Here is a 22720-nt window from a genome sequence, read left to right on the forward strand (position 1 = left end):
AAATATAACCGCTATGCAAGCCAATTTAAGCTTTATCAAGAAAAAAGCACATTAAAACAATGTGCTTATCGAAATTATTTCTTCTTAGGTGCGATCACCATCACAACTTGGCGACCTTCCAATTTGCCTGGGGCTGACTCTACCATTGCAATCTCTGCGGTATCTGCTTTGACACGTTCTAAAACGTCCATACCGATTTCTTGGTGAGCCATTTCACGACCACGGAAACGCACTGTGATTTTTACTTTATCCCCATCTTCTAAGAAACGGATAATGCTACGAAGTTTAACTTGATAATCGCCATCATCAGTTCCAGGACGGAATTTGATCTCTTTAACTTGAACAACTTTTTGTTTTTTCTTTTGCTCTTTTGCTGCTTTCTCTTTTTCGTAGATGAACTTTCCATAGTTCATAATACGACAAACTGGTGGTTCAGCATTTGGGCTGATTTCCACTAAATCCAATTCAGCTTCCTCTGCTCTATTTAGAGCATCTTGAAGTGATACAATACCCACTTGTTCGCCGTTTTCATCGGTTAAGCGAACTTCTTTTACGCCACGAATTTCGTCATTAAGACGATGTGCACGATTTGATTGAACACGTTTTACAGGTTTAATAGCCTTATTCCTTCTAGTAAATTTTTGCTTAAATTTTACCGCTTGAGAGCGTATAAATATTTTAGATTGCTTGTTTTAAGTGATTAAAAAACAGCTAAACGTGCGGATTCTATAAGATTTTCAGTGCTTATGCAATAATAAAGCCCTTATTTAACTGCCTATTTTCGGTTATTTTGATGTTCTTTGATTAAACTCATAAATGCTTGCCCAAATCGTTCAAATTTTCGTTCACCAACACCATTAATTTCTAACATTTCCACTTTTGAAGTCGGGAGAAATTCTGCCATTTCTTGCAAGGTGGCATCGTTAAAGACAATATAAGGCGGAATATTTTCGAGGTCAGCGATCTGTTTACGCAAGAAACGTAAGCGTGCGAATAAGTCTTTATCATAGCGGTGGCTTGCCTGTTTTTGCACAAATGCCGTAGCAGAAATACCTAAACGTGGCAAAGCAAGCTGTAGTGGTTTTTCGCCACGCAAAAACGGTCTGGCACTTTCGGTTAATTGCAGGGCGGAATGGTTAGCAATATTTTGAATAATCAGCCCTAAATGAATCAGTTGTCGAACCACATTTTGCCAATAATGTTGGCTTTGCTCTTTGCCGATACCATAAACGGAAAGTTGGTCGTGTTGATGCTCACGAATTTTGAGGTTGTTCATTCCTCGCAATACCGCAATAATATGGTGCTGACCGAAAATTTGACCGGTGCGATAAATCACCGACATCACTTTTTGGGCATCAAGTAATCCATCATATTGTTGCGGTGGATCTAAACAAATATCACAGTTTTTGCATTGCTCCTGCCTATGTTCTCCAAAGTAATTCAGCAAGACTAAACGGCGACAAGTTTGTGATTCGGCGAAATCGCCAATCGCTTGTAATTTATGTTGTTTTATATTCCGCTGTTCACTTTCAGGCTCTTCCAATAATATTTTTTGTAGCCAAGCATAATCGCTCGGATCATAAAACAGCACCGCTTCAGAGGGTAAGTCATCTCGTCCTGCTCGTCCGGTTTCTTGGTAGTAAGATTCGATAGAACGAGGCAAATCGAAATGCACTACAAAACGGACGTTAGATTTGTTGATCCCCATACCAAACGCAATGGTGGCAACCACAATTTGAATATCATCACGCTGAAACGCATTCTGCACTCGTTCCCGTTGTTCAAAACTCATACCGGCGTGATAGCCCATCACGCTGATTTTGCGGGCTGAGAGTTTCTCGGTGATTTCTTCCACTTTTTTGCGGCTATTGCAGTAAACAATCCCACTTTTGCCTTGCTGTTTGCTGATGAATTTAATCAGCTGCTCAAGCGGTTTAAATTTTTCCTGCACGGTGTAGCGAATATTTGGACGATCAAAGCTACCTAAATAGATATGTGGGCTATTTAAGCGTAAATGATGCAGAATGTCGGCACGAGTTGTCGGATCTGCCGTGGCGGTAAGTGCCATTAACGGCACATTCGGAAATGTGTTTCGTAAGCCACCCAGTAGCGTGTATTCAGGGCGAAAATCGTGCCCCCATTGGGAAACACAATGGGCTTCATCAACCGCAATAAAGCTAATTTTACACAGTGAAATAAAGTGAAAGAAGCCTTGCGTCATTACCTTTTCAGGGGAAAGATAGAGTAATTTTAATTGCCCGGATAAGGCTTTTTGTTCCACAAATTGCTGTTCTTCAAGCGTTTGAGTGGAGTTAAGATAAGCTGCTTCAATGCCATTAGTGATAAGTTGATCCACCTGGTCTTTCATCAACGAAATCAGCGGAGAAATCACCAAAGTGATGCCGTCTAGGCACAAAGCCGGCACTTGGTAGCACAGAGATTTGCCACCGCCTGTTGTCATAATCACGAGGCAATCACGATTTTCCAACACGGCATTGATAACTTCTTCTTGCCCGTCTCGGAATTTTTGATAGCCAAAAATATTATTTAAAACAGAAATTGCGGTGGTGTTCATTGGTAGTTGGTTGCTACTTACGATAGTACTCGTCTTCTGCGAGTATCTTTTAAAATGAAAATAAAGCACTCATCAAAGACGAGTGCTGTCTTAGTTAACAATTAGGTATTAGAAAGAAACGCTTTCTCCGTGTCGAGCAAAAGCTTCTTCTAAATGTTGCCAGAACGAGCGACCTTCATCTGTTACCCATTCGCCTTCTACATTTTTAAAGTGGAAACCGCCTAATTTGCTGGCAAGCCATAATTCTAACATTGCCTCTTGTTTATTGATGATAATTTGCGATTCATCATCAAAGGTTAAGGTGCAAACCGCTCCTTGGATTTCAGTGTCCACTGATAATCCTTCGTCATCAATTTTTTCCTCAATTTGTTGCCATACTTGCTCTACGGCTTGGTGGAATTGTGCTGTGTTCATTGGTGTATCCTTATTTGAATGTTATATAAGTAGTAAATACTTTTTGTTTTAGCTGTTTAAATGGTCTGTAAAGTTCTTTTTGTATTTTTGTTAAGAAATAATTAGGCTTTTTAAGTTTAGCTTGATTTTTTATTTTATCCTCATTGTTACAACGAATAGCTCTATCACCCTGTAATGAGCTTTTAAAATTAGTTTTACTATTTAAAATAAAATCTTGTACACATAAAGCAGGAGACATTTGTAATACTTTATATTCTTTAATTTTTAAATATTCATCAAAAATTAAGTCGTCAATAGGAATGTTAAGTGTTTTTAATATATTAATTAAAAATTCTGCTCCCTTGGTCGTTAATATGTAGCCAGCCATACCAACATGTCTACTATTTAATTTAAAAAGCTTTCTATTTAATATATATTTCTCGGTTTTGTTAAAACGATTTATTCTATCAAATGGCAGTGTCTCTAATTTAACAATGTGAGTGTCTTCTGGTATATAATTTGTTTTTAGTAATTCAAATGCATTATTACCTAAATAAATATCATCTTCAAAAATACAAATATAATCCAAATTTTGTTGTTTGGCTAAATGCCATAATGCAATATGACTCAAAGCACAGGCTATTTCACCTTTTGTTAAGTTTGTATTTGAAATGTCAATATTAAATGCTTTGGCTTTTTCTTTAATTAAATCCGGCGTAATCGCATCGAAAAATTGAAAAGGAATATTTTGTTTGCCGAATTCAGCTTCAATATGTTTTCTACGCTCCTGTGCGGAGGTTAGGCTAATTACATAATTATTCATAAATTTAATCTATCATATAGCAAGCGGTTATTTTTGATTAAATTTTTGCAAAATTAACAAGAAATTTCACCGCTTGAAAGGTTAATTAATCGGTGGTAATTCGGTCATAGCCCAGCGGGGTTTTACGCTAATGCTTAAGTCGGTTTGTTCGCCGTTTTTTAAGCGAAGAAAGCCAGTGTAGGCAATCATTGCGCCGTTGTCGGTGCAAAATTGCGGGCGAGGGTAGAACACTTCGCCTTTTAATTTTTTCATCATTTCGGCAAGGTCGGCACGTAATTGCTTGTTGGCACTCACGCCTCCTGCCATCACTAGGCGTTTATAGCCGGTTTGCTCTAACGCCCGTTTGCATTTAATTAAAATAGTATCAACCACGGCTTGTTGGAATGCGTGAGCGATGTCGCATTTGGTCTGTTCATCAAGTTCGCCATTTTCATTAAGATTGGCTTTAATCGTATTCGCAGCAAAGGTTTTTAAACCGGAGAAACTGAAATCCAGTCCCGGTCTGTCGGTCATTGGACGAGGGAATTTGAAACGATTTGGCGTGCCGGATTCCGCTAATTTCGACATCGCTACACCGGCAGGGTAGTCTAAACCGAGTAGTTTGCCTGTTTTATCAAAGGCTTCGCCGGCAGCATCGTCAATCGATTCACCAAGTAGTTCGTATTGCCCGACGCCGTCAACTTTTACCAGTTGGGTGTGTCCACCTGAAATCAATAATGCCACAAACGGAAATTCAGGGGCATTTTCTTCCAACATTGGGGCAAGTAAATGCCCTTCCATATGGTGAACGCCCAATGCCGGAACATTCCAAGCATAAGCCAGAGAACGGGCAATGGTTGAGCCGACCAATAAAGCCCCGACCAAGCCTGGGCCGGCAGTATAGGCAATGCCGTCAATATCTGAGGGTTGCAGATTGGCTTCTTTTAAGGCTTCTTGAATTAGCGGCAACGTTTTACGGATATGGTCTCGAGAAGCCAGTTCAGGCACGACGCCACCGTAATCGGCGTGCATATCAATTTGGCTATAAAGCTGGTTTGCCACTAAGCCTTTGTCTTCATCATAAATGGCAACACCGGTTTCATCACAAGAGGTTTCAATACCTAAAATTCGCATAGTGGGTGAAGTCAAAATAAGTTAGAAAACCAAAAGGGGCGAAGAACGCCCCTCACATTATTCTCTGTACGACTAGAATTGTTCGCCATACTTCGGTTTTTCAGGATTCGGTAGCTCTTTGCTTTCATATTCTTGGATCAAGAGTTCCGTTTTTTGCTCTGCATCTGGGATATTCATTTGCTTATATGCTTCTTTTAAGTATGGCAATGCTTGTTTGGTTGCCAGTGTATTCGGGTAAAAACGCAACATTTCTTCGATACGGTTTACTACAGCCACATAGGCATTACGTTCATCATAAAATTTAACAACGGCTAATTCGTGTTCCGCTAAACGGTTAAATAAGTAATTCATCCAATTTTGAGCATCTTGTGCATATTGGCTTTGAGGGTAGCGCTGTACAATAGTTTGGAAGTTACCGTAAGCATTACGAACATTATCTACGGCTCGAGAGGCGCGATTTACACCAAAGAAGTCTTGAATAAAATTATCACTTAGACGTGCATTTGATAATCCTGCTAGATAGAATACGTAATCCATATTAGCTGCATTCTGGTAAGAGCGAGCAAAACGTTCTGCGGCATCAAGTGCTTTGTAGTATTCGCCAACTTTATATTGAGCATAAATTAAACTTAGTTGGGTTTGCTCACCAAGTCCTGAATATTGGCCTCCTTTGGTTCCAACCGCTTCTAAGTAGCGAATGGCAGAATTATAATCTCCATCTTGTAAATAGGTCTGACCTTTGCCATAAAGATCTTGAACGTTGGATTGTTCTAACTCTTTATTTGAATTTGAACAACCTGCAACAAACAGTCCGGCTAATACTAATGTGGCAAGAGATTTAAATTTACGCATATGTTTTACCTATAAAAAGTGTCTAGGACGAAAAGTTAATGTACAATGTCCTCTGACTAAGAATAACTTATGAAGTTCATCTCGCTATTCTATATAACATCACGCAAGTAAGCAAATGACTAATTAGGATTTATGGTTTAATGACTCAACAAAAGATTTTAACAGCAGAAATTACTGCAGATTTACTAGGTGCTCGCCTAGATCAGGCTCTGGCACAACTTTTTCCAGACTATTCTCGTTCACGCATTAAAGTGTGGATTGAAAGTGATCTAGTGAAAGTTAATGGCAATATCGTGAATAAAGCAAGGGAAAAAGTATTTGGTGGTGAAACTGTTGAAATTACCGCTGAAATAGAAGAGGAAATTCGTTTTGAGCCTCAAGATATTCCACTAAATATTGTGTATGAAGATGACGATATTATCGTCATTAATAAACCGAAGGATTTAGTGGTTCACCCAGGGGCTGGTAATCCGGACGGTACAGTGCTGAATGCTTTGCTACATTATTATCCACCGATTGCAGAAGTGCCTCGAGCAGGGATTGTTCACCGATTGGATAAAGACACGACAGGCTTAATGGTCGTGGCTAAAAACATTCCGGCACAGACTCACTTAGTAACCGCATTGCAAAAACGTCGTATTACCCGTGAATATGAAGCGATTGCCAGCGGCATTATGACACAGGGTGGAAAAGTTGATGAGCCAATGGCTCGCCACCCAACTAAACGTACGGCAATGGCTGTTCACCCAATGGGAAAACCGGCGGTTACGCATTATCGTATTATGGAGCGTTTTCGTAATTACACACGTTTACGTTTAAGATTAGAAACAGGGCGTACTCACCAAATTCGGGTACATATGGCGCATATTGCTCACCCATTATTAGGTGATCAGCTCTATGGCGGTAGACCTCGCCCACCTAAAGGTGCGAGTGACTCGTTTTTATCGGTGTTACGAGGCTTCCAACGCCAAGCCTTACACGCCACAATGTTGAGATTAGAGCATCCGATTACTGGTGAAATGATGGAATGGCACGCCCCATTACCTGATGATTTTATTGAATTGATTCAGGCACTAAAAGCGGATTATGAGCTTTATAAAGATCAATTAGATTATTAAGTTTAGGTGTTGCTTAAATAATGTAAAGTTGCTATATTGAAATCGTTTTCATAAGTAAACAACAAAAAAGGAGCTTTCTATGAAAAAATTAGTATTAACTATTTTAGCAGCTGCAACTTTCTTGACTGCGTGTAATACCGTTGATGGTGTTGGTAAGGATGTTGAAAAAGCGGGCGATAAAATTCAGCAGGCTGCACAATAACAAAAAGCTTCGAATTCTAAGAAGCTAATAATATATATACCTTATTGAACAATTGTTCAATAAGGTATATTTTTGCGAAAAATACGGTAAATTTTACCGCTTACTCTTGGAATAAAAAATAGGGCTAAATGATATCTCTCATTTAGCCCTTATTATTAGATGTAAAGTTTAAACATCAATGTTCATTTTTCTCTTTTAGTTTAATTAACTGACCTTCTAATTTCTTCTTAACATCAAAAATTGCAGTATATAAATCTTCATGTTCAGCTTTAGCGACTAAATCACCTAAAGGGGTGCCAATTGTTGCTTCAACTTGGAATGAGTTAGGTTGTTTTATCAGCATAAAATGTGGGTTTATCAATTGGGTGTGGTATTTTTCTAACTTAGCTAAACGCTCCTCAATATGAGTACGGATTGCAGGGGTAATGTCCATTTGTTTGCTTGAAATATTTAATGACATAACATTTTCCTCTTGTTTAGTTAAGGCTTTTGCCGTTGATATTCTAATAACCAAAATATGCTCATCACTCCAAAAATTCAAGTGAAAAATGAAATAAGTTTCCAAAAATTTGATCTACTTAACACTTTTAGCGGTTTTTAGCTATAATATAATCATAATCTAGTATGTGAGAATAATTAATGAGTGAGAAAAAACAGTTACCTCCATTCCAGACACAATTTTTACACCCTAAATATTGGGGATTGTGGCTCGGTTTAGGTGTTTTTAAGTTAATTTTATGTTTGCCTTATCCTATTTTAGTAAAAATTGGTCTGGGACTAGGTAAATTGTTTACTAAATTGGGTTTTGGTAAACGTCGTATGCGTATTGCTCGCCGTAATTTAGAGCTCTGTTTTCCCCATTACTCTGCTGAGAAAGTAGAGGAATTAGTCGAAGAAAATATGAAATCGGTTGGAATGGCGATTATTGAAACCGGTATGGCTTGGTTTTGGTCGGATAAACGTATTCTTAAATGGTCTAAAATCGAAGGGCTAGAGCATTTAACACAGCGTGATCAGGAAAGGGGTATTTTACTTGTAGGGGTGCATTTTCTGACTTTAGAACTCGGTGCAAGAATTATTGGGCTGCATCATCAAGGAGTAGGGGTTTATCGACCGAATGATAATCCATTATTAGATTGGATACAGTTTCGAGGACGTGTTCGCTCAAATAAAGCAATGTTAGACCGTAAAGATGTGCGTGGAATGATTCGAGCTTTAAAAAATGGCGAGATGATATGGTATGCGCCTGATCACGATTATGGAAGACGAAATAGCGTTTTTGTACCATTTTTTGCAGTGGAGGAAACTTGTACTACTGCGGGTAGTTATATGTTACTTCGTTCTGCCCCAAAGAGTTTAGTGATCCCGTTTAGCCCGATGCGAAATTTGGACTATTCAGGCTACACAGTAAAAGTTAGTCCTGCCGTTGATTTTAGTCAATGTCAAAATGAAGTTGAAACGGCTATTTTAATGAATCGGGTGGTAGAACGTGAAATTATGGCTGCGCTAACTCAATATATGTGGCTACATCGCCGTTTTAAAACTCGCCCAAATGAAGGTGATCAAAGCCTATATGATTAATTTTAAATAATTTCAAAAAAGTGCTTGCATATTTAAGCTGAATTTTGCAATCTAGCAATGTTATCAAGCATAATAAAAAAATACAGGAGATGATTATGGCGACCCCTTTATTTCACGGTAGTATCGTAGCATTGGTTACACCAATGACTCATGGTGAGGTAGATTATCAGGATTTAAAAAAATTAGTTGAGTATCATATTCAAGCAGGTTCTCACGCTATTGTATCTGTTGGTACAACAGGTGAATCTACCACATTAAGCATTGATGAAAATGTTAAGGTGATTAAGAAAACGGTTGAATTTGCTGATGGACGTATTCCAATTATTGCAGGAACCGGTTCTAATGCGACCAGTGAAGCTATCACTATGACTAAATTATTAGCAAACAGTGGTGTAGCCGGTTGTTTAAGTGTAGTGCCTTATTACAACAAGCCAACGCAAGAGGGGATGTACTTACACTACAAAGCGATTGCAGAAAGTACAGATTTACCACAAATTCTGTATAATGTGCCGGGGCGAACAGGGAGTGATTTAAAACCTGAAACAATCGGTCGCTTAGCGAAAATTGAGAATATTGTTGCTGTGAAAGAAGCAACGGGTGATTTAAGCCGCTTACCTTTAATTAAGCAATTAGCCGGTGAAGATTTTATTTTCTTGAGTGGTGATGATGCTACTGGTTTTGAGTCTATGAAATTAGGTGGTCAAGGGGTGATCTCGGTCACCAATAATGTTGCCGCTGCTGATATGGCAAAAATGTGTGAGTTAGCCCTTGCTGGCAAATTTGCTGAAGCAGAAGAAATTAATAACCGCTTAATGGCGTTACACCATGACTTATTTGTGGAATCTAACCCGATTCCAGTGAAATGGGCAGCTTACAAATTAGGGTTAATTAGTGAGCCTAATTTACGTTTACCGCTTACCACACTGTCTGAATCAGCACAGCCTATAGTGTTAAAAGCATTGCAACAAGCGGGCTTAATTTAGCTATTTTTTGCAAATTAAATTTGAAACCGGTTAAGTTAATTCTAACCGGTTTTTTCATATCTAAAAGAAATTTCCTCATAAAAATAAAATGCTAAATTTCTTTGATTTAAGTGAAATTTAATTCTGTTTGATTGAATTTTGTTCGCCAAAAATACTATTTTTTCTGCTTTTTCTAGTTTGATCAAAAAACAGTTAAAAATCCGTTGTCTTCCTTTTTTCTGGATCTAATATACGGATAATTATTTTTTAGATACTTGTTTAAGGAGAAGTTATGGCCACTCAATCTCAACGTTTTTCTCTTACTTGGGTACTAAATTTATTTGGTACTGCGGTAGGAGCCGGCGTTTTATTTTTGCCAATTAATGCAGGTATGGGTGGGTTCTACCCACTTATTATTATGACTTTGTTAGTTGGACCAATGACATATTTAGCTCACCGTGGCTTAACACGTTTTGTGCTTTCTTCAAAATACAAAGGGAGCGATATTACGGCTGTTGTTCGTGAACATTTTGGTGAACAGGCCGGTAAATTGATCACGCTACTGTACTTCTTTGCCATTTTTCCGATTTTACTGATTTATGGTGTAGGTATTACCAATACCGTGAGCTCTTTTATAGAGAATCAGCTTCATATCGCGCCACCATCTAGGGCTGTATTATCGTTTATGCTAATAGCTGCTATGATCGGAGTAATGTTATTAAGTGAGCAAGTCATGTTAAAAATCACAACTTGTCTTGTGTATCCATTAGTGTTGATTTTATTGGGCTTATCTATTTATTTAATTCCACAGTGGAATACAGCTGCCTTACAGCAAATGCCAACTACAGGAGACTTCCTTACTACACTTTGGCTGACTATTCCTGTTTTAGTCTTTGCTTTTAACCATTCGCCGGCTATTTCTTCTTTTGCACTTTCTCAACAGAAATATTACCAAGATGACAAGAAGGCTGAAATTGAATCAGCTAAAGTATTACGTTCTACCGCCTTTATCTTGGTGTTATTTGTGATGTTCTTTGTATTTAGCTGTGTATTAACTTTGACACCTGAAGAATTAGCACAAGCTAAAGTGCAAAATATTTCGATTCTTTCTTACCTTGCGAATAAATTTGATAATCCGATTATTTCCTATTTTGGACCGTTGGTTGCTTTTTTGGCGATTGGTAGCTCTTTCTTTGGGCATTATTTAGGTGCGCGCGAGGGGTTAGAAGGATTGGTTAATCAAATGCGTAAAGAGCCGATTGAGCCAAGCAAATTCCGTAAAATTACCGCTATTACTTTTTTAATCATTTTATGGATTGTGGCGACTATCAATCCAAGCATTTTAGGCTTCATTGAAAGCCTTGGCGGGCCGATTATTGCGATGATCTTGTTTATTATGCCTGTCTATGCCGTATATAAAGTACCGGCACTTGCACGTTTTAAAGGTGAATTTGGCCATTTATTTGTGCTTGTTATGGGTTGTATTGCTATTTCAGCAATAGTATATGGGTTACTGTAATCTTTCTAAAATCAATGTAGAATACGCCCTTTTATTTTCTATGTGAATTTGTGTTTATGATTAGTGTATTTGATATGTTTAAAGTGGGAATTGGGCCTTCCAGTTCCCACACAGTGGGGCCGATGAAAGCGGCAAAGGAATTTGTTGATGAGTTACAAAATCGCAAATTTTTAAACAAAATTGACCGCTTGCGGGTAGATGTCTATGGTTCATTATCACTCACCGGGCGAGGGCATAATACGGATATTGCCATCATAATGGGGTTGATGGGGTATTTGCCTCATAATGTGGATATTGAACGTATTGAGCAAACTATTGAAAATCTAAAACAAAATAAGCAACTTATCATTGCTGAAAGCAGTGTTGAGCCTAAAGTGATCGCATTCGACTTTTATGATGATATGCCGTTTCATCGAGATTTCTTACCTCGACACGAAAATGGTGTGAAATTTAGTGCCTTGAGCGGTGAAGAGTTGCTATTTCAAAACACTTATTATTCTATTGGTGGTGGCTTTATTGTTGATGAAGCTAACTTTGAGCAAGTTAAAAATTCAGCTCTTTCTGTTCCATTCCCATATCAGAATGCAGCAGATTTACTTGCACATTGTAAGAATAACGGGTTGCCGCTTTCTTCTTTAGTCTGGAAAAATGAGCTTGCTTTACGCAGTAAAGCAGAAATTTCGGATTATTTGGCAATGATTTGGAAAACAATGGAAGCCTGTATTGAGCGTGGTTTGAATACGGAAGGGTTACTACCCGGTCCTCTGAAAGTGGTACGCCGTGCCAGTGGGCTACGCAGAATGTTAGAGGCAAACAGTAAATTCAATACCGACCCAATGCAAATTATCGATTGGGTGAATATGTTTGCCCTTGCAGTCAATGAAGAAAATGCAGCCGGTGGACGAGTAGTCACCGCACCTACCAATGGAGCTTGTGGTATTGTTCCGGCTGTTTTGGCTTACTACCAGAAATTTATTGCACAGCTTAATCAAGATACTATTGAGCGTTATTTATTGACTACCAGTGTGATTGGTTCGTTATACAAAATGAATGCCTCTATTTCTGGCGCTGAAGTAGGTTGTCAAGGGGAAGTTGGTGTTGCTTGTTCGATGGCGGCAGCAGGTTTAACAGAAATTATGGGGGGCAGTGCTGAACAAGTGTGTATGGCAGCAGAAATTGCAATGGAGCACAATTTAGGCCTAACTTGTGACCCTGTTGGCGGACAAGTGCAAGTGCCTTGTATTGAAAGAAATGCAATCGCTTCAGTCAAAGCGATTAATGCCAGCAGAATGGCACTACGCCGTACTTCTTCGCCTCAGGTAAGTTTAGATAAAGTCATTGAAACAATGTACGAAACCGGCAAAGATATGAATGCAAAATACCGTGAAACCTCAACCGGTGGCTTAGCAATCAAAATTTTACCTTGTGATTAATTAATGAAAAAGGCTATCTTATCAAAATAAGGTAGCCTTTTAGTTTGCAGAACATTAATGACGGAAATGTCTCATTCCGGTTAGTACCATTGCCATACCGTGTTCGTTGGCGGCATCAATCACTTCTTGATCACGCATTGAACCACCTGGGTGAATCACACAAGTAATCCCTACTTTTGCAGCAGCGTCAATACCGTCACGGAATGGGAAGAATGCATCGGAAGCCATTACACAACCGGCAACTTCCAAGCCTTCATCTTCGGCTTTAATACCTGCAATTTTGGCGGAATAAACACGGCTCATTTGTCCTGCACCGATACCGATAGTTTGCCCATCTTTCGCATATACAATCGCATTCGATTTCACATATTTTGCTACTTTCCAGCAGAATAATAAGTCTTTCAGTTCAGTTTCGGTTGGTTTACGCTCTGAAACCACTTGTAAATCCTCAATAGAAACAGAACCTTGATCAGCATCTTGCACTAATAATCCGCCGTTTACCCGTTTGAAATCTAAGCGTTTCACTGCTTCTGAGAACTCGCCACATTCAAGCACACGCACGTTTTTCTTAGTGGCTAACACTTCTTTGGCAGAAGCAGAAACGGTTGGTGCAATAATCACTTCAACAAATTGACGGTCTGCGATGGTTTGAGCAGTTTCGCCGTCTAATTCACGGTTAAAGGCAATAATGCCACCGAAAGCAGAAGTTGGATCGGTTTGGTAAGCACGGTTGTAGGCATCTAAAATATTTTTACCCAAAGCAACACCACAAGGGTTGGCGTGTTTTACAATCACACAAGCAGGCTCGCTAAATTCTTTCACGCATTCAAGAGCCGCATCGGTATCTGCAATATTATTATATGAAAGCGCTTTGCCTTGTAATTGTTTGGCGGTGGAAACAGAGGCTTCTTTTAATTCGTTCTCCACATAGAATGCAGCGTTTTGATGCGAATTTTCGCCATAACGCATTGTTTGTTTCCGCACAAAATTGAGGTTTAAGGTGCGAGGGAATTGCCCACTTGGTTGGGTTAAATCTTCTTCCTCAGCCCCTTGATAAGGCGGCACTTTTTGCCCGAAATAGTTGGCAATCATTGAATCGTATTGTGCGGTATGCTCAAACGCTTTAATAGCAAGATTAAAACGGGTCTCTAGAGTTAAACTGTTTTGATGTTGATCCATTTCGGCAAGAATAGCATCAAAATCATTGTTATTGACCACAATCGCCACATCTTTATGATTTTTCGCTGCAGAACGCACCATTGTCGGACCACCGATATCAATATTTTCCACCGCATCTTCAAGGCTACAATTTGGATTGGCAACGGTTTGAGCAAAAGGGTAGAGGTTTACTACCACCATATCAATTCGTTCAATGCCGTGTTGGTTCATCACTTCATCATCAGTACCACGGCGACCTAGAATTCCGCCGTGCACTTTCGGATGCAGGGTTTTTACACGCCCGTCCATCATTTCAGGAAAGCCGGTGTAATCTGATACTTCTGTTACTGGCAAACCGGCTTCAGCCAGTAATTTTGCGGTTCCGCCCGTAGAAAGTAATTTTACCCCACGAGCCGATAGCCCACGAGCAAATTCGACAATGCCTTTTTTATCAGACACACTTAATAACGCCTGTTGAATCGCCATTTTTAAATTCCTTAAAATGAGTGTTAACGTGAAAATAAACGGCAAAGATTATAACGCAAACGTTTGCTTTTTTCATCTACAAGTGGTCGATTTTGCAAATTTTTCTGCAAAATCGACCGCTTGCACTCGTGATTAAAGCGGGTAGAATAGAGGAAAAAAATCGGAGGAACTATGATTAACCACAATTTAGCAGATTTCGTATTTGAGTATTTTACCGAAAACAACCTAAAAGCAGGCACATTACGTTATCGCTATATAAAAGAGAACGTGATTGATGCTTACAGTACCCGAGTAGATGATGCCTTTCAAGGTAAAGGTATTGCAGGAGAGCTTTACAATGCTTTAATTGCGTTTGCGCAAGAAAAAGGGCTGAAAATCAAGCCAAGTTGTAGTTATATTGAGGTAAAAATGCAACGAAGTCATCGAGATTTAATTGTTTATAGAGGAGCAAGCGGTCGTAAAATGTTAAAAATTTACGACCGCTTGCGTTATTCAATTCTCAAAAATCCGTCACACAAAATATAAGCCCTATTCATTAAACAATGCCATATAAAACTTATTTTCAAACGTATTAAGCGGAGCTCGCTTAGTTTTGCTTTCTAGCTCGCCAGTGGAATAGCCGTTAATAAATTGCACAAAAGCAATGCGTTCGCCACGGGCGTTTTTCATAAAGCCGGCAAGGTTGTAAACCCCTTTCAGCGAGCCGGTTTTAGCAATCAGGTTTTTAGCAAGCGGTTCGGTTGAAATTGAGCCTCTGCCGGAAATAGTACCGTCCACGCCTGCAATCGGGAAGGTTTCAAACAGTTTTAAGCTTTCTTCGTGTTGGGCGATATATTCAAGGCTTTCCAGCATTGTTCGGCTACTCACTTGATTATGGCGGGAAAGCCCTGAGCCGTCAGCCACCACGCTGTTTTTAAAATCAATGTTGGCTTTGGTTTTTAATAACTGGCGAATCACATAACTACCTAATTGGAACGAGGCAGGGCGGTTATGTTGCTTGTTGGCAACGGCCCTAAACAGGGCATCGGCAATTTGGTTATCCGATTTTTTCATCATTTTCTTCAGCAACACCGGCAACGGCTCAGAATAATGCTCGGCAAGTAGCGTGCCGTTTTGGGCGGTTAATGGCTCTTTTACTTGCCCGTTAAACGCAATTTTCAGGCTTTTTAAATGAGCTTTAATGATATTTGCCCCGTAATTGGTTGGATCTTGCACTGAAAAACTTAAGCCGAACGGCTGAGACTGGCGAGCCATACAGCCTTTGATTTGGTAGCGGTTGTTATCGTGAACCACTACATCAAGCTGGCAAAATGGGACTTCTTTCGGCTCGACAATATAAGCAGAGCTAAACACCTGCACTGGGTAGGCAGCCGGCACATTCACTTTAGCAAATTCGCCAATGGGCTGGTCTGCATTTAAAGTGACATAAAAACAGTTGTGATCTACATTAATTGCCGCCGGTGGAGCGTTAAAGCACATCGTCAAGTCGTTCCAAATCCAACCGGAGGCTTTGTCGTGGCTGGCAAAAACCGACGTGTCTAAAATTAAATCCCCTTCAATTTTGGTAATGCCCTGTTGCTTTAATTTGCTAATTAATTGATAAATTTGACCGCTTGTAAGCTCAGGGTCGCCACTAAAACGGGCAATTAAATTGCCTTTTAACACCCCGTTTTCTACTTTTCCGTTGCTTAAAAGGGCAGTTTGAAACCGGAAATCATCGGTTAAGGTTAATTTGGCTGCTAATGCCGTAAAGACTTTTTGGGTGCTGGCAGGTAGCATAAAAATATCACTTTGATATTGAGTGATGATTTGGTTAGTGTCTAAATTTTTAGCAATAAAGCTAACAGAAGTGCCGGCAGGCAAGGTATTTAATAATTCTTCGGTATTAATTTCAGCCTGGGTAATGCTTGGTATCAGAAGTGTAGATAAGATAAATTTATTTAAAAAAGCACGAGTGAAATTTTTAAAAATCATAATAAAAGGGGAGTTGAAATTTTTAGTGAGAAATTGAATAATAGCCCTTTCGTTTTAATTCGTAAACCGATAATTTTTAGTAAGGAAATAGATTTAATGAAACAAATTCCTATGACGGTGCGTGGTGCAGAGCAACTGCGTGAAGAATTGGATTTTCTAAAAAATGTGCGTCGCCCTCAAATTATTGATGCGATTGCAGAAGCCCGTGAACACGGCGATTTAAAAGAGAACGCCGAGTATCATGCAGCCCGTGAACAACAAGGTTTCTGTGAGGGGCGTATTCAAGAAATTGAAGGCAAATTAGGCAATGCTCAAATCATTGATGTAACGAAAATGACCAATAACGGCAAAGTGATTTTTGGGGCAACCGTGCAGTTAGTGAATGCCGATACTGATGAAGAAGTCACTTACCGCATTGTGGGTGATGATGAAGCCAATATTAAAGAGGGCTTAATTTCAGTTAATTCCCCGATTGCTCGTGGTTTAATCGGCAAAGAAGTGGACGATTCAGTCAGCATTACCACACCAGGCGGTAAAGTCGAGTTTGACATTGTGGGTGTAGAATATATTTAATCTACGCTAGGGCGAATTACAATAGTGGGGCGAAAAAATTTTCGCCCCTACTTTATTAAACAATCTCACTCGGCACAAAGAAGTACGCAATTTCACGTTTTGCCGACTCTTCGGAATCTGAGCCATGAACGGAATTTTCACGCATACTTAAGGCATATAAATCTCGAATCGTTCCTTTTTCACGATTATCCGGATTGGTTGCTCCCATTAATGCACGATAATGGTTGATCGCATTTTCCCCTTCCAGTACAGAAACGACAATAGATCCTGATGTCATAAATTCCACTAACGGCTCAAAGAACTCTTTGCCTTTGTGTTCCGCATAAAATCCTTCCGCTTGCTCACGGGTAAGATGTACTTTTTTTAGAGCTTTGATAGTCAGCCCGTTTTCTTCCAATTGAGCCAAAATTTTGCCGATTAAATTACGGCGTGTAGCATCCGGCTTAATAATAGAAAGCGTTTGTTGAATCATCATCTTCTCCTATTTAACTTGCATTCCCGGCTGAACACCGCTGTCTGCATCTAATAAGAACAGGTTCGCACCGCCTGTGCCGGCAGATAAAATCATTCCTTCCGACATACCGAACGACATTTTGCGTGGAGCAAGGTTGGCAATTACAATCACGAAACGCCCGATAAGTGCTTCCGGATTTGGGTAAGCCGCTTTAATACCGGAGAACACTTGGCGTTGGTGGTCGCCTAAATCCAGCTCAAAACGTAACATTTTGTCTGATTTTGGTACTGCCTCGCAGTTCAATACTTTGGCTGCACGCAAATCTAATTTCGCGAAATCATCAATCGTAATTTCAGGGCTGATTGGCTCAACTGTAATATTTTCTTGTTTTTCGACCGCTTGTTGTTCCACTTTTTGTGTTCCTTTAATTTGGTTTTCGGTTTTCTTATTCGCCTCTGCAAATAAGGCTTTGGTTTCATCAATCACTGCATCAATCTGTTTTTTCTCAAGGCGTGAGAACAGCGATTTAAACGGTGCAACAGTATGCCCGAATAATGGGGTAGCGATATTATCCCAACGCAATTCGCTTTGTAAGAATGCTTCGGCACGTTCTGCCAGTTTTGGCAACACCGGTTTTAGGTAGCTCATTAGCACACGGAATAACTCAATGCCCATTGAACAAACCGCTTGTAATTCAGCCTCTTTGCCCTCTTCTTTGGCGATGACCCAAGGAGCTTTTTCGTCAATGTATTTGTTGGCTTTATCGGTTAATTCCATAATGGCACGAATAGCTTTATTAAATTCACGATTTTCATAGAAATTCGCAATGGTTTCCGCTTGAGCAGTAAATTCATTGAATAATGCTTCGTCATCTAATTTTTCAGCTAATTTGCCGTCAAAACGTTTAGCTATAAAACCGGCGTTGCGTGAAGCAAGGTTCACTAATTTATTCACTATATCGCTGTTTACACGTTGCACGAAGTCGTCTAAATTAAAATCTAAATCTTCAATGCGATCGTTTAATTTTGCCGCATAGTAATAGCGTAAACATTCGGGGTCGAGATGTTTTAAATAGGTATTAGCTTGAATGAACGTACCACGAGATTTCGACATTTTCGCCCCGTCCACCGTCACATAACCGTGAGCAAACACATTGGTCGGTTTGCGGTAGCCGCTGCCTTCCAACATTGCCGGCCAGAACAAACTGTGGAAGTAAACAATATCTTTACCGATGAAGTGATAAAGCTCGGTGGTGGAATCTTTTTGCCAAAACTCATCAAAATCAATGCCTGCACGGTCGCATAAATTTTTAAACGATGCCATATAACCAATAGGGGCATCTAACCAAACGTAGAAGAATTTGTTCTCTGCGTCCGGAATTTCAAAGCCGAAATAAGGGGCATCACGGCTGATGTCCCATTGCTGTAAGCCACTTTCAAACCATTCTTGCATTTTATTGGCAATTTCAGGTTGGAGTGAGCCGGAACGAGTCCACTCTTTCAACATTCCCTCAAAACTTGGCAGGTCGAAAAAGAAATGTTCAGATTCTTTCACCACCGGAGTTGCACCGGAAACCGCCGAGCGAGGGTTGATTAAATCCATCGGGCTGTAGGTAGATGCACAGACTTCGCAGTTATCGCCATATTGATCTTCGGCTTTACATTTCGGGCAAGTCCCTTTCACAAAGCGATCCGGCAAGAACATATTTTTTTCAGGGTCGAACAGCTGCGAAATCACTTTGCTTTTAATAAAACCGTTCGCTTTTAAGGTTTTATAAATATCGGTGGTGATTTGGCGGTTCTCTTCGCTGTGAGTGGAATGGTAATTGTCAAAGCTGATATTAAAACCGGCAAAATCCGCTTCGTGATCGGCTTTCGCTTTTTCAATTAACTGCTCGGGCGTAATGCCTAATTTATCTGCATTAAGCATAATAGGTGTGCCGTGGGCATCATCAGCACAGACAAAGTGGACTTCATTGCCACGCATACGTTGAAAACGCACCCAAATATCCGCTTGAATATGTTCAAGCATATGACCTAAATGAATTGCACCGTTAGCATAGGGCAAGGCACAAGTAACAAGCATTTTTCGTTTTTGGTTAGCCATTCTTTTTCTCATTAAAATTAGGGTAAAAATTGCCGTCTATTTTAGCCCAAAAGTGGCGGGTTTACCAGTTGGCGTGAATTTATTAGAGCTTTGGGCTAACAAGCGGTAGAATATGATGTGGTAGGGGCGAAATATTTTTCGCCCTAATTTCCCAAATGATGATGTGGGCGAAAAATGTTTCTCCCCTACACCTATTTTGGATAAAAAATAGTATGCGAAAAGTAAAGTTATACCGCTACCAACTCCCCATTCAAACCGGCGTAGTGTTACGCAAGCAACCTTTGAAAGAACGGCAAGGGTTTCTGGTGTGCTTGCAAGAACAGGAGAAAGTCGGCTGGGGCGAAATTGCACCGCTTCCAAGTTTTAGTCAAGAGAGCCTAGAACAAGCCGAAAACCAAACTGTGAATTGGTTAAAGGCGTGGCAGAAAGGAAAGCCTGAAATGTTAGAGCAGCTTTTCCCGTCTGTCGCTTTTGGGCTAAGCTGTGCTTTGGCGGAGCTGAATAACAAATTAGGCGAGCAGGCGAATAACCAATCGGCGGTGTTGTGTTATGGCGATTTGGAAAAGTTACACACCGCATTTAGCCAACGTTCCCATTCAATCGGTAAGCTCAAAATCGGTCTCAATCCTGAGCAGGAAGGCGAGCAAGCAAATTTGCTGTTGCATACGTTCCCGAATTTACGCCTAAGGCTTGATGCCAACCGTCTTTGGAGCTTAGAACAAGCGGTTAAATTTGCTGAGAAAATTGCAAATGAACATAAACCCCGCATTCAGTTTATCGAAGAACCTTGCCAAACTCCGGAGCTTTCCCGTCAATTTGCTACACAAACCGACATTGCGATTGCGTGGGACGAGACCGTGCGAGAGGCGAATTTTTTGGTAAAAAAAGAGCCAAATTTGACCGCTATTATTATTAAACCTATGCTGGTTGGTTCGCTTGAAAAATGCGTGAATTTAATTCAACAAGCACAGAAGCAAGGATTAGTAGCGGTGATTAGTTCAAGTCTTGAGAGCAGTTTGGGCTTAACCCAACTGGCTCGTATCGCCCACCAATACACACCAAACAATGTGCCGGGGTTGGATACGCTGAATTTAATGCAACACCAATTATTGCGGGCTTGGCACGGCTCAAGCTTGCCGTTGGTTGGGCTAGAAAGCGAATTTGTGAGAGAAGTTGTGGTATAATTACACACCTTTCTAAGGCAAGACTTCAGCTCCCCTCTTTAGCAAAGAGGGGAGGGGGAGATTTGGCAGAGCGAATAAACGGAGAAAATAATCAGTATTTCTCAAAGTAATTAAATTTTGTTTATTCTCTAATTATTTATTATCTTTCTTCGCTAATTATTACTGCCAAATCTCCCCTAGCCCCTCTTTGCTAAAGAGGGGAATTATTCAAAATAAACATAGATTAGAAAATATGCGTTTAGACAAATTTATCGCCGAGAATACCGGTTTAACCCGTTCACAAGCGGCTAAAATGCTGAAAAGTGGCATGGTGACGGTAAACGGCAACATTGAAAAAAGTGGTGCGGCAAAAATCAGCCAAGAAGATGAAATTTATTACGAAGATCAAAAATTAGAGTGGGTGGAAGAGGGGCAGTATTTTATGCTCTATAAGCCACAAGGCTATATTTGTTCGCACGATGATGGCGAATATCCAACAGTTTTTCAATTCTTTGATTATCCGTTAATGACGAAACTACATACCGCAGGGCGGTTAGATGTGGATACCACAGGGCTGGTGCTGTTAACCGATGACGGCAAATGGTCGCACCGTATTACCTCGCCCAAGCACCATTGTGAAAAGACATACTTAGTGACGCTTGCGGATCCGGTGGAAGATTTTTATGCACAGCAGTTGGCAGAAGGAATTTTACTGCGTGGCGAGAAAGAGCCAACTTTGCCGGCTCAACTTGAAATTTTAGACGATTACAATGTGAATTTAACCATTAGTGAGGGGCGTTATCATCAAGTTAAGCGAATGTTTGCAGCATTGGGGAATAAAGTCGAGGCATTACATCGCTGGCGAATTGGCGATGTGGTGTTAGATGAAAGGTTGGAAGAAGGTGAATTCCGTCCGCTCACTTCAGAGGAGATAGCAAGTTTTAATGGAAAGTAGAAGACCAAGCCTGAGCTTTTTCATCATATTAGGTATGATGGCAATGTTGCCGCCATTAGCCATTGATATGTATTTGCCTTCATTTTTAGATATTGCCCGTGACTTGGCGGTTTCGCAAGAAAAGGTGCAAACCACCTTAGCGGTGTTTACCTTAGGTTTTGGGGCAGGTCAGCTATTCTGGGGGCCGATGGCAGACAGCTTTGGGCGGAAAATCATTATTTTAATCGGATTAGTCGGCTCGGCGATTGCCGCTTATTTTCTGACCCAAGTTCAGAATATCGAAACATTTTACCTGCTAAGGTTAGTACAGGGCTTATGTGCGGCAGCCCCGGCGGTGGTGCTGGGAGCATTAGTGAGAGATCTGTTTGAGCGTAATTTATTTGCCAGATTGATGTCGGTTATTATGATTATTTCTATGCTTGCCCCATTGCTTGCACCGATTGTTGGCGGTTATATTGCCAAATATTTCCACTGGCACTCAATTTTCTATGTGTTAGTGGCGATGGGGATTTTGTGCGTGGTCTTAATCAGTTGGAAAATTCCTGAAACATTAGCCCCTGAAAAACGCCTGCCGTTAAGTTTTGCCAAAACCTTAAGCAATTTTGCCACCTTACTGAAACATAAACCTACACTTGGTTATGTGCTGATTGGCGGCTTAACCTTTGCCGGTATTTTCTGTTTTTTGACCTCAGGCTCGATTGTCTATATTGGGCTTTATGGCGTGTCGCAAGAACATTTCGGCTATTTCTTCGGGCTGAATATGATTGTGATGGTGACGATGACGGCAATTAACAGCAAAATGGTGGTGAAAGTCGGCTCTGAAACGATGTTGCGAATTGCCTTAGGTATGCAAGTATTAGCAGGCATTTGGCTGGCTTTGGTGGCGATTTTTGATTTAGGCTTCTGGGCAATGGCAATCGGTATTCCGCTTTATATCGGAATGCTTTCCACTATTGGCAGTAATGCAAGTGCTGCCATTTTAGAGCAATTTCCTCAAATGGCAGGCACGGCTAACGGAGTAGCAGGTACGGCTCGTTTTGGTGTCGCTTCCCTTGTTGGAGCAGGGCTTTCACATATTGCTGTAACCAGTGCTGCCCCAATGCTTTTGGCGATGGCATTGTGCGTTATGTTAGCCGGTGTGGTGTATTATTTTCTGTGTTATAAGCGATAACTAGGTTGGGGTAGCTTGCGAAAACCCAACAAATTTCTACAAGCGGTTAATAATAGTACATTTTTTGCAAATTTTTAGGCAGAATTAACCGCTTGTGTGGTACGAGCGT

The 22720-nt window shown here is 40.4% G+C and carries 21 protein-coding genes and 1 pseudogene; 11 read left to right on the forward strand and 11 right to left on the reverse strand.

Annotated features, from left to right (window positions below; genetic code table 11):
- Positions 1–74: 74 nt before the first annotated feature.
- The 6 genes from infC to ACJ7Z2_RS06030 form a co-directional block, all read right to left on the reverse strand.
- Positions 75–617 (reverse strand): translation initiation factor IF-3, encoded by a 543-nt coding sequence (gene infC / locus ACJ7Z2_RS06005; RefSeq protein ID WP_075270716.1) that lies wholly within the window; start codon positions 615–617, stop codon positions 75–77.
- Positions 618–775: 158 nt separating this feature from the next.
- On the reverse strand, positions 776–2575 hold the full coding sequence (recQ, locus tag ACJ7Z2_RS06010) for a DNA helicase RecQ (RefSeq protein WP_409499668.1): 1800 nt from the start codon (positions 2573–2575) through the stop codon (positions 776–778).
- A gap of 108 nt (positions 2576–2683) precedes the next feature.
- Positions 2684–2989, reverse strand: a complete 306-nt coding sequence (gene cyaY / locus ACJ7Z2_RS06015) for an iron donor protein CyaY (protein WP_126302337.1) — start codon at positions 2987–2989, stop codon at positions 2684–2686.
- Positions 2990–2999: 10 nt separating this feature from the next.
- Entirely contained in the window at positions 3000–3791 is a 792-nt protein-coding gene (locus ACJ7Z2_RS06020) for a glycosyltransferase family 25 protein (RefSeq protein ID WP_409499669.1), read from the reverse strand.
- A gap of 81 nt (positions 3792–3872) precedes the next feature.
- Complete coding sequence (tsaD, locus tag ACJ7Z2_RS06025) at positions 3873–4904, reverse strand: tRNA (adenosine(37)-N6)-threonylcarbamoyltransferase complex transferase subunit TsaD (RefSeq protein WP_409499670.1); 1032 nt, start codon at positions 4902–4904, stop codon at positions 3873–3875.
- A gap of 72 nt (positions 4905–4976) precedes the next feature.
- Positions 4977–5756 carry an outer membrane protein assembly factor BamD gene (locus tag ACJ7Z2_RS06030; RefSeq protein ID WP_409499671.1) on the reverse strand — a complete coding sequence of 260 codons (780 nt, stop codon included), beginning with the start codon at positions 5754–5756 and terminating at the stop codon, positions 4977–4979.
- Between the two features lie 140 nt (positions 5757–5896).
- On the opposite strand from ACJ7Z2_RS06030, the gene rluD reads away from it, so the two are divergent.
- A complete protein-coding gene (rluD, locus tag ACJ7Z2_RS06035; protein ID WP_006250557.1) occupies positions 5897–6874 on the forward strand; it encodes a 23S rRNA pseudouridine(1911/1915/1917) synthase RluD in 978 nt (325 codons plus the stop codon).
- Between the two features lie 79 nt (positions 6875–6953).
- Positions 6954–7076 carry an entericidin A/B family lipoprotein gene (locus ACJ7Z2_RS06040; RefSeq protein WP_006250558.1) on the forward strand — a complete coding sequence of 41 codons (123 nt, stop codon included), beginning with the start codon at positions 6954–6956 and terminating at the stop codon, positions 7074–7076.
- A 175-nt stretch (positions 7077–7251) separates the two neighbouring features.
- Here the strand turns inward: ACJ7Z2_RS06040 and hpf are convergent, their stop codons facing one another.
- A complete protein-coding gene (gene hpf, locus ACJ7Z2_RS06045; RefSeq protein WP_006253705.1) occupies positions 7252–7536 on the reverse strand; it encodes a ribosome hibernation-promoting factor, HPF/YfiA family in 285 nt (94 codons plus the stop codon).
- Positions 7537–7715: 179 nt separating this feature from the next.
- Between hpf and ACJ7Z2_RS06050 the strand changes: the two genes are divergently transcribed.
- The 4 genes from ACJ7Z2_RS06050 (at position 7716) to ACJ7Z2_RS06065 (ending at position 12571) form a co-directional block, all read left to right on the forward strand.
- Positions 7716–8657 carry a Kdo(2)-lipid IV(A) acyltransferase gene (locus tag ACJ7Z2_RS06050; protein WP_126302334.1) on the forward strand — a complete coding sequence of 314 codons (942 nt, stop codon included), beginning with the start codon at positions 7716–7718 and terminating at the stop codon, positions 8655–8657.
- Positions 8658–8746: 89 nt separating this feature from the next.
- On the forward strand, positions 8747–9640 hold the full coding sequence (gene dapA / locus ACJ7Z2_RS06055; protein ID WP_409499672.1) for a 4-hydroxy-tetrahydrodipicolinate synthase: 894 nt from the start codon (positions 8747–8749) through the stop codon (positions 9638–9640).
- Positions 9641–9911: 271 nt separating this feature from the next.
- Positions 9912–11138, forward strand: a complete 1227-nt coding sequence (locus tag ACJ7Z2_RS06060; protein ID WP_409499673.1) for a serine/threonine transporter — start codon at positions 9912–9914, stop codon at positions 11136–11138.
- A 56-nt stretch (positions 11139–11194) separates the two neighbouring features.
- Entirely contained in the window at positions 11195–12571 is a 1377-nt protein-coding gene (locus ACJ7Z2_RS06065) for an L-serine ammonia-lyase (RefSeq protein WP_409499674.1), read from the forward strand.
- Between the two features lie 54 nt (positions 12572–12625).
- Here ACJ7Z2_RS06065 and purH read toward each other — a convergent pair whose 3' ends face one another.
- Positions 12626–14215 carry a bifunctional phosphoribosylaminoimidazolecarboxamide formyltransferase/IMP cyclohydrolase gene (purH, locus tag ACJ7Z2_RS06070; protein WP_409499675.1) on the reverse strand — a complete coding sequence of 530 codons (1590 nt, stop codon included), beginning with the start codon at positions 14213–14215 and terminating at the stop codon, positions 12626–12628.
- A gap of 171 nt (positions 14216–14386) precedes the next feature.
- On the opposite strand from purH, the pseudogene ACJ7Z2_RS06075 reads away from it, so the two are divergent.
- A pseudogene (locus tag ACJ7Z2_RS06075) lies at positions 14387–14650 on the forward strand (GNAT family N-acetyltransferase); the annotation flags it as partial.
- A 93-nt stretch (positions 14651–14743) separates the two neighbouring features.
- Here the strand turns inward: ACJ7Z2_RS06075 and dacB are convergent.
- Complete coding sequence (gene dacB / locus ACJ7Z2_RS06080; RefSeq protein WP_409499676.1) at positions 14744–16189, reverse strand: serine-type D-Ala-D-Ala carboxypeptidase; 1446 nt, start codon at positions 16187–16189, stop codon at positions 14744–14746.
- A gap of 96 nt (positions 16190–16285) precedes the next feature.
- On the opposite strand from dacB, the gene greA reads away from it, so the two are divergent.
- Positions 16286–16762, forward strand: a complete 477-nt coding sequence (gene greA / locus ACJ7Z2_RS06085) for a transcription elongation factor GreA (protein ID WP_409499677.1) — start codon at positions 16286–16288, stop codon at positions 16760–16762.
- Positions 16763–16817: 55 nt separating this feature from the next.
- Here the strand turns inward: greA and ndk are convergent, their stop codons facing one another.
- Together ndk and metG are read right to left on the reverse strand one after the other, a co-directional pair.
- Positions 16818–17234 (reverse strand): nucleoside-diphosphate kinase, encoded by a 417-nt coding sequence (ndk, locus tag ACJ7Z2_RS06090; protein WP_409501114.1) that lies wholly within the window; start codon positions 17232–17234, stop codon positions 16818–16820.
- Positions 17235–17243: 9 nt separating this feature from the next.
- Positions 17244–19322 (reverse strand): methionine--tRNA ligase, encoded by a 2079-nt coding sequence (metG, locus tag ACJ7Z2_RS06095; RefSeq protein WP_409499678.1) that lies wholly within the window; start codon positions 19320–19322, stop codon positions 17244–17246.
- Positions 19323–19534: 212 nt separating this feature from the next.
- Here metG and menC point away from each other — a divergent pair, with 212 nt between their 5' ends.
- The 3 genes from menC (at position 19535) to ACJ7Z2_RS06110 (ending at position 22611) form a co-directional block, all read left to right on the forward strand.
- Positions 19535–20506 carry an o-succinylbenzoate synthase gene (menC, locus tag ACJ7Z2_RS06100; RefSeq protein ID WP_409499679.1) on the forward strand — a complete coding sequence of 324 codons (972 nt, stop codon included), beginning with the start codon at positions 19535–19537 and terminating at the stop codon, positions 20504–20506.
- Positions 20507–20738: 232 nt separating this feature from the next.
- Entirely contained in the window at positions 20739–21440 is a 702-nt protein-coding gene (rsuA, locus tag ACJ7Z2_RS06105) for a 16S rRNA pseudouridine(516) synthase RsuA (protein ID WP_409499680.1), read from the forward strand.
- Positions 21430–22611, forward strand: coding sequence for a Bcr/CflA family multidrug efflux MFS transporter (locus ACJ7Z2_RS06110; protein ID WP_126302322.1), 1182 nt, complete (start codon positions 21430–21432; stop codon positions 22609–22611). The genes rsuA and ACJ7Z2_RS06110 overlap by 11 nt, the downstream gene beginning before the upstream one ends.
- The last annotated feature ends 109 nt before the right edge of the window (positions 22612–22720 follow it).

This window comes from Mannheimia glucosida, from assembly GCF_046267875.1.
GTDB lineage: Bacteria > Pseudomonadota > Gammaproteobacteria > Enterobacterales > Pasteurellaceae > Mannheimia > Mannheimia glucosida.

Excerpts from the sequence above, each read along its gene's own strand:
- recQ (WP_409499668.1), bottom strand. The coding sequence starts at position 2,575 with ATGAACACCACCGCAATTTCTGTTTTAAATAATATTTTTGGCTATCAA.
- cyaY (WP_126302337.1), bottom strand. The coding sequence starts at position 2,989 with ATGAACACAGCACAATTCCACCAAGCCGTAGAGCAAGTATGGCAACAA.
- ACJ7Z2_RS06020 (WP_409499669.1), bottom strand. The coding sequence starts at position 3,791 with ATGAATAATTATGTAATTAGCCTAACCTCCGCACAGGAGCGTAGAAAA.
- tsaD (WP_409499670.1), bottom strand. The coding sequence starts at position 4,904 with ATGCGAATTTTAGGTATTGAAACCTCTTGTGATGAAACCGGTGTTGCC.
- ACJ7Z2_RS06030 (WP_409499671.1), bottom strand. The coding sequence starts at position 5,756 with ATGCGTAAATTTAAATCTCTTGCCACATTAGTATTAGCCGGACTGTTT.
- rluD (WP_006250557.1), top strand. The coding sequence starts at position 5,897 with ATGACTCAACAAAAGATTTTAACAGCAGAAATTACTGCAGATTTACTA.
- ACJ7Z2_RS06040 (WP_006250558.1), top strand. The coding sequence starts at position 6,954 with ATGAAAAAATTAGTATTAACTATTTTAGCAGCTGCAACTTTCTTGACT.
- hpf (WP_006253705.1), bottom strand. The coding sequence starts at position 7,536 with ATGTCATTAAATATTTCAAGCAAACAAATGGACATTACCCCTGCAATC.
- ACJ7Z2_RS06050 (WP_126302334.1), top strand. The coding sequence starts at position 7,716 with ATGAGTGAGAAAAAACAGTTACCTCCATTCCAGACACAATTTTTACAC.
- dapA (WP_409499672.1), top strand. The coding sequence starts at position 8,747 with ATGATTATGGCGACCCCTTTATTTCACGGTAGTATCGTAGCATTGGTT.
- ACJ7Z2_RS06060 (WP_409499673.1), top strand. The coding sequence starts at position 9,912 with ATGGCCACTCAATCTCAACGTTTTTCTCTTACTTGGGTACTAAATTTA.
- ACJ7Z2_RS06065 (WP_409499674.1), top strand. The coding sequence starts at position 11,195 with ATGATTAGTGTATTTGATATGTTTAAAGTGGGAATTGGGCCTTCCAGT.
- purH (WP_409499675.1), bottom strand. The coding sequence starts at position 14,215 with ATGGCGATTCAACAGGCGTTATTAAGTGTGTCTGATAAAAAAGGCATT.
- dacB (WP_409499676.1), bottom strand. The coding sequence starts at position 16,189 with ATGATTTTTAAAAATTTCACTCGTGCTTTTTTAAATAAATTTATCTTA.
- greA (WP_409499677.1), top strand. The coding sequence starts at position 16,286 with ATGAAACAAATTCCTATGACGGTGCGTGGTGCAGAGCAACTGCGTGAA.
- ndk (WP_409501114.1), bottom strand. The coding sequence starts at position 17,234 with ATGATTCAACAAACGCTTTCTATTATTAAGCCGGATGCTACACGCCGT.
- metG (WP_409499678.1), bottom strand. The coding sequence starts at position 19,322 with ATGGCTAACCAAAAACGAAAAATGCTTGTTACTTGTGCCTTGCCCTAT.
- menC (WP_409499679.1), top strand. The coding sequence starts at position 19,535 with ATGCGAAAAGTAAAGTTATACCGCTACCAACTCCCCATTCAAACCGGC.
- rsuA (WP_409499680.1), top strand. The coding sequence starts at position 20,739 with ATGCGTTTAGACAAATTTATCGCCGAGAATACCGGTTTAACCCGTTCA.
- ACJ7Z2_RS06110 (WP_126302322.1), top strand. The coding sequence starts at position 21,430 with ATGGAAAGTAGAAGACCAAGCCTGAGCTTTTTCATCATATTAGGTATG.